Source organism: Mycobacterium sp. E802 (assembly GCF_001666875.1).
Classification (GTDB): domain Bacteria; phylum Actinomycetota; class Actinomycetes; order Mycobacteriales; family Mycobacteriaceae; genus Mycobacterium.
Genome location: NZ_LZJD01000090.1, coordinates 1 through 4,699 on the forward strand (window position 1 = coordinate 1; position 4,699 = coordinate 4,699).

At 67.7% G+C, this 4,699-nt stretch carries 5 protein-coding genes and 1 pseudogene; 4 read left to right on the plus strand and 2 right to left on the minus strand.

From position 1 onward, the window contains the following. A partial coding sequence (locus A5699_RS13885) for a tripartite tricarboxylate transporter substrate-binding protein (RefSeq protein ID WP_255378799.1) occupies positions 1–580 on the minus strand: 580 nt, incomplete at its 3' end. A gap of 118 nt (positions 581–698) precedes the next feature. Between A5699_RS13885 and A5699_RS13890 the strand changes: the two genes are divergently transcribed. The 4 genes from A5699_RS13890 (at position 699) to A5699_RS13905 (ending at position 4,460) form a co-directional block, all read left to right on the plus strand. Then, a complete protein-coding gene (locus tag A5699_RS13890) occupies positions 699–2,282 on the plus strand; it encodes an ATP-binding protein (protein WP_067770170.1) in 1,584 nt (527 codons plus the stop codon). Beyond that, complete coding sequence (locus tag A5699_RS13895; protein ID WP_067770173.1) at positions 2,275–2,928, plus strand: response regulator; 654 nt, start codon at positions 2,275–2,277, stop codon at positions 2,926–2,928. The genes A5699_RS13890 and A5699_RS13895 overlap by 8 nt, the downstream gene beginning before the upstream one ends. Positions 2,929–3,011: 83 nt before the next feature. Next, positions 3,012–3,734: a type 1 glutamine amidotransferase gene (locus A5699_RS13900; protein ID WP_067770175.1), complete on the plus strand. Its 723-nt coding sequence runs from the start codon at positions 3,012–3,014 to the stop codon at positions 3,732–3,734. A gap of 45 nt (positions 3,735–3,779) precedes the next feature. After that, the gene (locus A5699_RS13905; protein ID WP_067770177.1) at positions 3,780–4,460 is read left to right on the plus strand and encodes a phosphoribosyltransferase; all 681 of its coding nucleotides are present in this window, start codon (positions 3,780–3,782) and stop codon (positions 4,458–4,460) included. On the opposite strand, the pseudogene A5699_RS29600 reads toward A5699_RS13905, so the two are convergent. Next, a pseudogene (locus A5699_RS29600) lies at positions 4,457–4,699 on the minus strand (hypothetical protein); the annotation flags it as partial. The gene A5699_RS13905 and the pseudogene A5699_RS29600 overlap by 4 nt on opposite strands.

Below are 4,699 nucleotides of genomic sequence, written 5' to 3' on the forward strand. Positions count from 1 at the left end.
CGTCATAGGTGATGTAGTTGACCTGCCGCGGGTCCACTCCGACCGCCCGCGCGGTTTCCATCGGGAACAGATGGTCGGGCCCACCGGGCGAGGATCCGCCGCCGATCGTGACCTTGGCCGGATCGGCCTTCCACGCCGCGACCAGATCGCCGATGGTGCGCAGCGGCGAATCACCCGGGACCAGAATGCCTTCCTGTTCCTCGACCATCTTGGCCAGCGCGGTGGCATCGGAGGCCCGCGCAGAGGATCCGTTGGTGTACACCGCGCCCACGACCCCGAGCCCCATCATCATCATGAGGTCGTCGTTGCCCTTCTCGTTCATCAGCCGGGCCATCGCGACGGTGCCGCCGGCCCCGATGACGTTGAACACCTCGATGCGCCCGGTGATGTCGGTGTCTTCCATGACCTTCACCGCGGTGCGGGCGGTCAGGTCGTAGCCGCCGCCCGGGCTGTTGGGCACCATCATGCGCAGCCGGTGCAGACCACGCGATTCGTCACCACGGGTCACCCCGCATGCCGTCACCAGCATCAGGGCGACCACGACCGCCGTCAGCGCGGCACCTAGCCGTCGAAACCTCATGGTCAGCAATACTGGACCCATGACGTGACGCAGGTCACCCATTCGGTCGCAAAGGAAGTTTTGTTCGTTGAGTTCACACGCCGCGCGTTCACAGGTCGGGCGTTCACCGTCGGCGCGTATGTGGCTGCCTCAGGGCAGTCTGGCTGGACGCTTCCTGGTATTCCAGCTGCTCGTCGTCGCCGTGGTGTTGATCGCGGTGGCCGCGGTGTCCGTGGCGCAGTCCACCCGAGAATTCCGCGATGTGCGCGGACAGCGGATGATCGCCGTCGCCGAGAACGTGGCGTCCACCCCGATCGTGCGTGACCGCTACGGCGATCCGTTCGCCGCGCGGGTGCTCGCACCCGAAGTCGACCGCGCGGTGGCGCTGTCGGGTGCCGATCTGGCCGAGATCACCGATCCGGCCGGAATGGTCCGGGTGTCGTCGGATCCCGCCCGGATCGGGCAGCGGCTCGACCTGGGTGCCAGCCGCGCCGACGAGGGCCGCGGGTGGTCCGGTGAGACCGACATCGACGGCGTGCCGCACCTGGCGGGGCAGGTTCCGATCCTGGCCCCAGACGGCGAGGTGCTGGCGATCGTGTCGGTCACCCAGCGCTACCCGTCGACGTGGCAGCTGTTGGGCGGAGCCGGTGAACGGCTTCTGATCTATCTGGGATTGGGTGCGGCACTGGGCATGCTGGTGTCATGGCTGTTGTCGCGCCGGATCAACCGCCACACCCGCGGCCTGGGCATCGCCGAGATCGCCAGCTTGGCCGACCACCGGGAAGCGCTGCTGCACAGCATCCGTGAGGGCGTGGTGGCCGTGAACAACGACGGGGTGATCACCGTGGTCAACGACAGTGCCTGCGAGCTGCTGGGTCTCGATGCGGGGGCAGTCGGCAAACATGGCGACGCGGTGGGACTCGATCCTTCGGTGGTGTCTTTCCTGTTGTCCGACGAGCCAATTCGGTCCGAGGACTCCGACGTGGTGATCACGACGCGCACCCGTGTCTTGGCGCTGAACCGGCGTGCGGCAAGCAGCCAGGGACAGCGCATCGGTACGGTGACCACCATGCGCGACAGCACCGAGCTCGCCGCACTCCAGGCCCAACTGTCCTCCCACCGCAGCGTCACCGACACCTTGCGGGCCCAGACCCACGAGTTCTCCAATCAGTTGCACACCATCTCAGGTCTCGTCCAGCTCGGCGAGTTCGACGCCGTGCACGAGCTGGTCGGCACCTTGACCCGCCGCCGCGCCGAGATCAACGAGGCTGTGACACAACATGTTTCCGACCCCGCAGTGGCGGCGCTGTTGATTGCGAAGACCTCGCTGGCCGCCGAGAACGGTGTCACGCTGACGTTGTCCACCGACAGCCATCTCGGCGCGTTGGAGCCGGCCCTGGCCACCGATGTGATCACGTTGCTGGGCAACCTGATCGACAACGCCGTCGACGTATCGGTCGGATCGCCGGCCGCCCAGGTGACGGTGCGCATCGACGATTCGGCCGGTCTGCTCCTGGCGGTCGCCGACTCCGGCCCAGGTGTGCCCGAACACCTCCGCGAGATCATCTTCTCCCGCGGCATCACCTCCAAGACCCCGGTCCCCGGGGGCCGGGGCATCGGCCTGTCCCTGGTACGTCTGGTGACCGCCCAGCACGGCGGTGACGTCGAGGTCACCGACGCGCCAGACGGCGGCGCCCTGTTCGTGGTGAGGCTCCATGCGTGACGTATTGGTCGTCGACGACGACTTCATGGTGGCCGACATCCACCGCCGCTTCGTCGAACGCGTCGACGGCTTCCGCCCGGTTTCGGTGGCGCGCAACGGAAGCGAGGCCCTGGCGGCCGCCGCCGAATTGCGTCCGGACCTGATCCTGCTCGACGTCTACCTGCCCGACATGACCGGACTGGATGTGCTCAGGCGGCTACGCGCCGACGGTAACCGCGCCGGAGTGATCATGGTGACCGCGGCGCGCGAGCTCGACACCGTCAGCGGAGCGCTGGACGGCGGGGCCGCCGATTACCTGGTCAAGCCGTTCGACTTCGACCAATTGCGGGCGAAGCTGTTGGCCTTCGCCGCCCGCGCCGACGCCCTCGCGGGCGCCGGCGGTGCGGACCAGGCGACGATCGATGCGTTGTTCGGAGGCACGGCCCCGACCACGCTGCCGAAAGGCCTGGGCGCCGAAACCGGGCGTCTGGTGATGGATGCCGTGCGTCGCACGGGCGAGGTATCGGCAACGGAATGTGCCGATCTGGTGGGCATTTCGCGGGTAAGCGCACGACGTTACCTGGAGTACTACCTGAGCACCGGAGCCCTGGAATTGCGGCTGCAATACGGCACCGGCCGCCCGGAACGGCGCTACCGGGCCAGGTAACACCGATGACGCTCGAGGCCATAGAAGGTCCAAATATTGGACCTGAAATTCGCGCCCGGCCGGATACCGAGATAATTGGCGTCGTGACACCGAGGGTGCTGTTTCTGCGCAACGACCACACGGCCACCGAAGCCCTGCTGGAACAGGTCTTCACCGAGTACGGATTCGTCATCGACACGTTCGATGTCGTCCCCGCCGACCGGGAGGACGACCCGGCCGGACAGGTGCCCTTCCCCGAGCCGACGGGCTATGACGTGATCGTGCCGTTGGGCGCCCGCTGGCCGGTCTACGACGCGGCACTGCGTGACAGCTGGGTCGGCGCCGAGATGGCCATGATCCGTCGGGCCGTCGACGCCGGTGTCGGCGTGCTCGGCGTGTGCTTCGGCGGTCAACTCGTCGCGCAGGCCTTCGGCGGGTCGGTCAGTCGATCCCCGGCACCCGAGATCGGCTGGTATGACGTGGTGAGCGACGACGAGCGTGTGGTTCCCGGTGGGTTGTGGTTCCAATGGCATTTCGACCGCTGGACTCTTCCCCCGGGCGCGACGGAGATCGCCCGGACCCCCAACGCGTCACAGGCGTTCATCCTGGGTACGGCGCTGGCCCTGCAATTCCACCCCGAGCTCGATTCGGAGCTGCTGGAAACCTGGTTGGCCGACGACCGCGACGGCGCGGCCGCCGGCCTGGGCCGCACCCATGATGAATTACGTTTGCAGACAAAAGAACTCGCCGACGATGCGGCTGCACGGTTACGCCGGCTGGTGCACGGCTTCCTGGGCCGGGTGGTCCGGTCCGCGCCATCGACGTAGGCTGGCGTCAGCCGGTCGAGTTCCTTCCCGCCGGCCGTTGAGCCGATGAACGCCTGGAGCCTGCGCACCAACGCCGATCGCGTCTATCAGGACCGCCGCGAGGCGGGCCGGGTCCTGGCCGAGCAGTTGGCGTCCTATGGCGACCGGTCCGATGTCCTCGTCCTGGGCTTGGCCCGGGGCGGGGTTCCGATCGCCTGGGAGGTCGCCTCTTATCTGCACGCTCCCCTCGACGTCTTCGTGGTGCGCAAGCTCGGCGTGCCGCAATGGCAGGAACTGGCCATGGGCGCGGTGGCGTCCGGCGGCGGACTGGTGATCAACCAGGGCCTGGTGGAGCGTCTGGGCATCGACGACGACACCATCGTCGAGACGATCCAGCACGAGAACGCCGAGGTCGAGCGCCGGGAGGAGGCTTACCGCCAGGGTCGTCCGGCGCCCGAGGTCACCAATCGGACGGTGATCCTTGTCGACGACGGCATCGCGACCGGGGCCACGATGCTGGCCGCGGTCCGGGCCGTGCGGGCGGCCCGGCGAGTCGTGGTCGCGGTACCAGTGGGGCCGCGGGCGGTCTGCGCGGAACTGCGCGATGAGGCCGACGAGGTGATCTGCGCCAGTACCCCGCCTCGGTTCGAAGCGGTGGGTCAGGTGTTCGCCGACTTTCACCAGGTCAGCGACGAGGAGGTCAACCGGCTTCTGGAAGAGCCGACGACGAGGTCTGCGGAAGGTTAGTTCTTGTGCTTCTCGGCCGAGCCGTCAGGCTCGACGTCGGTGTCCACGTCCGTGGCGTCGGACTCACCGTCGGCATCGGACTCGATCGCGACATCCGATTCCGGTTCAGCGAGTGGTTCCTCGGGATAGTCGATCGGCTCTTGGCCCTGCGGGGTCTCCTGGACCGCTTCGAACGACTCGGTGATCTCCCCCGCGTCCGCCTCATCGGCTGATGCGGTGTCGTCGTCAGCTTTGGCGCC